The organism is Geminicoccus flavidas (genome assembly GCF_009806515.1).
GTDB classification, from domain to species: domain Bacteria; phylum Pseudomonadota; class Alphaproteobacteria; order Geminicoccales; family Geminicoccaceae; genus Geminicoccus; species Geminicoccus flavidus.
In genome coordinates, this window is sequence record NZ_WUJP01000568.1 from 1 (window position 1) to 4,408 (window position 4,408).

A 4,408-nucleotide genomic window follows, 5' to 3' on the forward strand; every position below is an offset into this window, starting at 1 on the left:
ACGCGGTGCCTTCCCGCTTGCGCCACAAGTAACCAACCGGTTATGTAGCTTCACCGCTTGCGGTCATGACAGAACGAATCAGGGAGGCGAGACCGATGGAATCGCTCGGGAGCATTTTCGAACGGGCCAAGCTGGAGCGGCGCCGGCTGCTCCTCACCTCGCTGGCGGGCCTGGGTGCCGCCGGCATGACCGGTCTCGCCGGCAGGCGCGCCTTCGGCCAGGACCAGCCGCAGCTCGCCAACTCGCTGCGCTCGCTCACCAACCCCTACCATGCCTCGTTCGCCAAGGGCGGCGAGATGTTCGCCCAGTCGGTGGGCGCGCCCTACGAGGTGCTGGTCACCGAGGGCAACAGCGAGAAGGGCATCGCCGACGTGCGGGCGCTGCTCGCCAAGTCCGGCGGCAATCTGGCGCTGTGCATCGACCCGAACGACACGCCGGACACCCGCGTGATCGTCGAGGCCTGCGCCAAGGCCGGGGCGTCCGTGGTGACGATCTGGAACAAGCCGGCTGACCTGCACCCCTGGGACTTCGACCCGAACTACGTCGCCCATATCAGCTTCGACGGCGCACCCTACGGCAAGCTGATGGCGGAGACGCTGATCGAGAAGATGGGCGGCTCGGGCGGCATCGTGGCCCTGGGCGGCATCTTCAACAACACCCCGGCAATCGAGCGCAAGCAGGGCCTGGACGAGGCGCTGGCCGCCAATCCCAATGTTCAGCTGCTGGACTTCCAGGTGGCCGACTGGCTCGAGACCAAGTCCTTCGAGATCACCCAGGCCTGGCTGACCCGGTTCGGCTCGGACATCAAGGGCATCTGGGCCGCCAATGACGGCATGGCACTCGGTGCCATCGAGGCGCTGCGCGCCGAGGGCCTGGCCGGCGAGATCCCGGTCACCGGCATCGACGGCATCCGGCAGGCGGTCGACGCCATCAAGTCCGGCGAGATGGTCGGCACAGTCGACTGGGATCCGATCTGGGTCGGCGGCATGGGCCTCTCGATCGCGTATCACGCCCACACCAAGAAAATCGACATCGCCAAGGAGCCGCATCTGCACCGCGAGTTCTATGGGACCGGTGTGCCGATCACCTACAAGAACATCGACGAGTACATCGCGAACTACATCGAGAAGACCCCGACGATCGACTGGAACGATCTGTGGGGCCGGGTCTCCGGTCAGATCCGCGCCGGCTGAGTCCGTCCTTCGCCGGCGGCGCTCCGCCGGCGAAGGCCCCTCCTGTTCCGCCACAGATCAGGTTAGCGAACCGTAGATGGCCGCCTCCGCTATCCGCCTGCCGCCCGCCTCCCGCACGGAAAGACTGCGCGCGTTCACCCCGGTGATCGTCCTGGTGGTGGTCTTCGCCGTGATCGGGGCGATCGCTCCCGCCTTCTTGTCGATCGACAATCTCGTGCGGATCATGAACGCCTCGGCGATCCCGCTCTGCCTGGCGCTGGGCGCCACCTTCATCATCCTGATGGGCTCGATCGACCTGTCGGTCGAGGGCGTGGTGGCCATGGGGGCGGTCGTGACGGCGCTGCTGGTCGCCAACGGCGCGAATGCAAACGATCTGGGCTTTCTCGCCATTCCCCTCGTGCTGCTGATGGGCGCGGCGTTCGGCTTCGTGAACGGCGTCGTCCATGTGAAGCTGCAGATCCCGTCCTTCATGGTGACGCTCGGCATGAGCTTCATCGCGATCGGGATCGCGACCGTGATGCTGGCCGGCGAGCGGGTCCGCATCACCGACACGACCTTCCGCGAGCTGGCGCTTGGCCGGGTGCTGGGCATCCCGATGGGGGTATGGATCGCGCTCGCGGCGACGTTGGTGGCCTATGTGATCCAGACCCGCACCCGGCTCGGGCGCTGGATCTTCGCCGTGGGCGGCGGCGAGGACATCCTGCGCCTGACCTCGGTGCCGGTCGGCCGCGTGCGGATCCTGGCCTTCACCCTGGCCGGCGTCTTCTACGGCCTGGGCGGTATCCTGTCGGCCGCCCAGCTCGGCCAAGGCCATGCCCTGATGGGCCAGGGCCGCCTGTTCACCACCATCACTGCGGTCGTGGTCGGCGGGACGTCGCTGATGGGCGGCCAGGGCGGCGTGCAGAACACGCTGGTGGGCGTGCTGATCGTGGTGGGCCTGGCCAACGGCATGGTGCTGATGGGCGTGCCCCCTTATGTCCAGACCGGCGTGCAGGGCGTGCTGATCATCGCCGCGGTGGCACTCGCGGTCGACCGCAGCCGGGCGAGGATCATCAAATGAGCGCTGGCAGCCGGACGGCGGCACTGGAGTTGGTGGGCGTCGACAAGCGCTTCCCGGGCGTCCACGCCCTCAAGAATGTCAGCCTGGAGGTGCGTCCGGGCGAGGTGGTCGGCCTGATCGGCGAGAACGGCGCCGGCAAGTCGACCCTCATGAAGATCCTGTCCGGCGTGTACCAGCCGGACGGCGGCGAGATCCGTCACGACGGCAAGAAGGTGGTGCTGCGCAGCCCGATCGACGCGGCTGCCAACGGCATCGGCATGGTCCACCAGGAACAGTCGCTCCTGACCAATCTGACGGTCGCGGAGAACATCTGGCTGGGCAAGGAGAAGCCGTTCCTCAAAGGCCGGCTGATCGACCACAAGGCCATGGCCGCGGCGGCGCGTCGCCAGCTCGAGAAGGTCCAGCTCGACATCGACCCTACGGTCGTCACCGAGAAGCTGAGCTTCGCCCAGCGGCAGATGGTCGAGCTCGCCAAGGTGCTGACCCTCGAGGAGGAGATCGAGGGCCATCTTGTGATCATGCTGGACGAGCCGACCTCCGTCCTGGAGCAGGCCGAGATCGACATCCTGTTCGCAAGGGTGCGGGCACTGCGCGACCGCGCCTCGTTCGTGTTCGTCAGCCACCGGCTCGACGAGATCCTGGACCTGTCGGACCGGGTCTATGTGATGAAGGACGGCGCGGTGGTGGCCGAGATGCCATCGGCCGACGCCGACACCGAAAAGCTCCATTCCCTGATGGTCGGCCGCTCGCGTAATGCCGAGTACTACAAGGAGAACCGGCAGAAGCCGTATCGGCCCGAGGTGGTGATGGCAGCGAGCCGCCTGACGCTGGCCGGCGCCTACGAGGGGATCGATTTCGAGCTGCATGCCGGCGAGGTGCTGGGCATTGCCGGGGTGATCGGTTCCGGCCGCGAGGAGCTGGCCCGCACGCTGGGCGGGCTGGCCCCGGCAACCGGCGGCGAGCTCACCGTGTTTGGCCGGCCGGCACGGCTGGCCACGCCCGGCGAGGCCGTGTCGCTCGGCATCGGCTACGTGCCGCGTGAGCGCCGGGTCGAGGGGATCGTGGGCTTTTTGCCGGTGGTCGCCAACATCACGCTGGGCAACCTGCGCGCCGTGACCAGAGGCGGGCTGATCGACCATGCCAAGGAACGCACGACCGCGGAGACCTGGGTCAAGCGCCTAGCGATCAAGACGCCCACCATCCGCACCCTGGTCATGAACCTGTCGGGCGGCAACCAACAGAAGGTGGTGCTAGCCAAGTGGATCAATGCCGGGGCGAAGATCATCGTGCTGGACCACCCGACCCGCGGCCTGGACGTCGGTGCGAAGGAGGAGGTCTACGAGCTGGTGCGCTCCATCACCGCCGATGGCGTCGCGGTAGTTCTGACCTCCGACACGCTGGAGGAGACCATCGGCCTGTCGCACCGGATCATCGTGATGAAGGACAAGCGGGTGACCGAGCGCTTCGAGGCCTTGCCGGGCGGCAAGCCCGACCAGCTCGACCTGATCCGGCACATGGTCTGAAGGGAGTGACCGGCCGATGAATCCCGCTGCCGCCGCCCGCCTGCGCGACGTTGCACCGATCCTCACCCTGATCCTGCTGGTGCTGGTGGTCGGCATCGGCAGCCGGGGCTTTTTGTCGCCTGAGACCCTGCTGGTCCTGGCCGCCGACACCTCGACCCTGTTCATCATGGCCGCCGGCATCACCTTCGTGATCCTCCTCGGCGGCATCGACCTGTCGGTGCAGGCGGTGGCTAGCATGTGCAGCGTGATCATGGCCCTGCTCCTGCCGAGCCTGGGCTATGGCGCCTTCCCGGCGGCCCTGGCCGCCGGCGCCCTGCTGGGCCTCGCCAACGGCTTGGCGTTCACCCGGCTGCGCGTGCCCTCCTTCATCAGCTCGCTGGCGGTGGGCGGCATCGCCACCGCGCTGGCCCTGGCGTTTTCGGGCACGCGCTCGATCCCGATCGGCGAGGAGTTGCGCCACGCCTATCTCTGGTGGATCACCGGCCGGATGCTGGGCATTCCCGCCGAGATCTGGCTGGGCCTGATCGTGCTGGCCATCTGCCTGTTCGTGGAGCGCTACACCCTGTTCGGCCGCTGGAGCCTGGCGGTCGGTGCCGGCGAGCCGGCGGCAGTCGCCTCGGGCGTGCCGGTGG

4 protein-coding genes are annotated in these 4,408 nt (G+C 67.7%); all 4 read left to right on the forward strand.

Annotation, left to right across the window (positions count from 1 at the left end):
- Positions 1 to 95: 95 nt before the first annotated feature.
- The gene (locus EQG76_RS16260) at positions 96 to 1,193 is read left to right on the forward strand and encodes a sugar ABC transporter substrate-binding protein (RefSeq protein WP_159715315.1); all 1,098 of its coding nucleotides are present in this window, start codon (positions 96 to 98) and stop codon (positions 1,191 to 1,193) included.
- 76 nt (positions 1,194 to 1,269) lie between these two features.
- The gene (locus EQG76_RS16265) at positions 1,270 to 2,253 is read left to right on the forward strand and encodes an ABC transporter permease (protein WP_159715316.1); all 984 of its coding nucleotides are present in this window, start codon (positions 1,270 to 1,272) and stop codon (positions 2,251 to 2,253) included.
- Complete coding sequence (locus tag EQG76_RS16270) at positions 2,250 to 3,776, forward strand: sugar ABC transporter ATP-binding protein (protein ID WP_159715317.1); 1,527 nt, start codon at positions 2,250 to 2,252, stop codon at positions 3,774 to 3,776. The genes EQG76_RS16265 and EQG76_RS16270 overlap by 4 nt, the downstream gene beginning before the upstream one ends.
- Positions 3,777 to 3,792: 16 nt before the next feature.
- On the forward strand, positions 3,793 to 4,408 hold a 616-nt coding region (locus tag EQG76_RS16275; protein ID WP_200840855.1), incomplete at its 3' end, for an ABC transporter permease.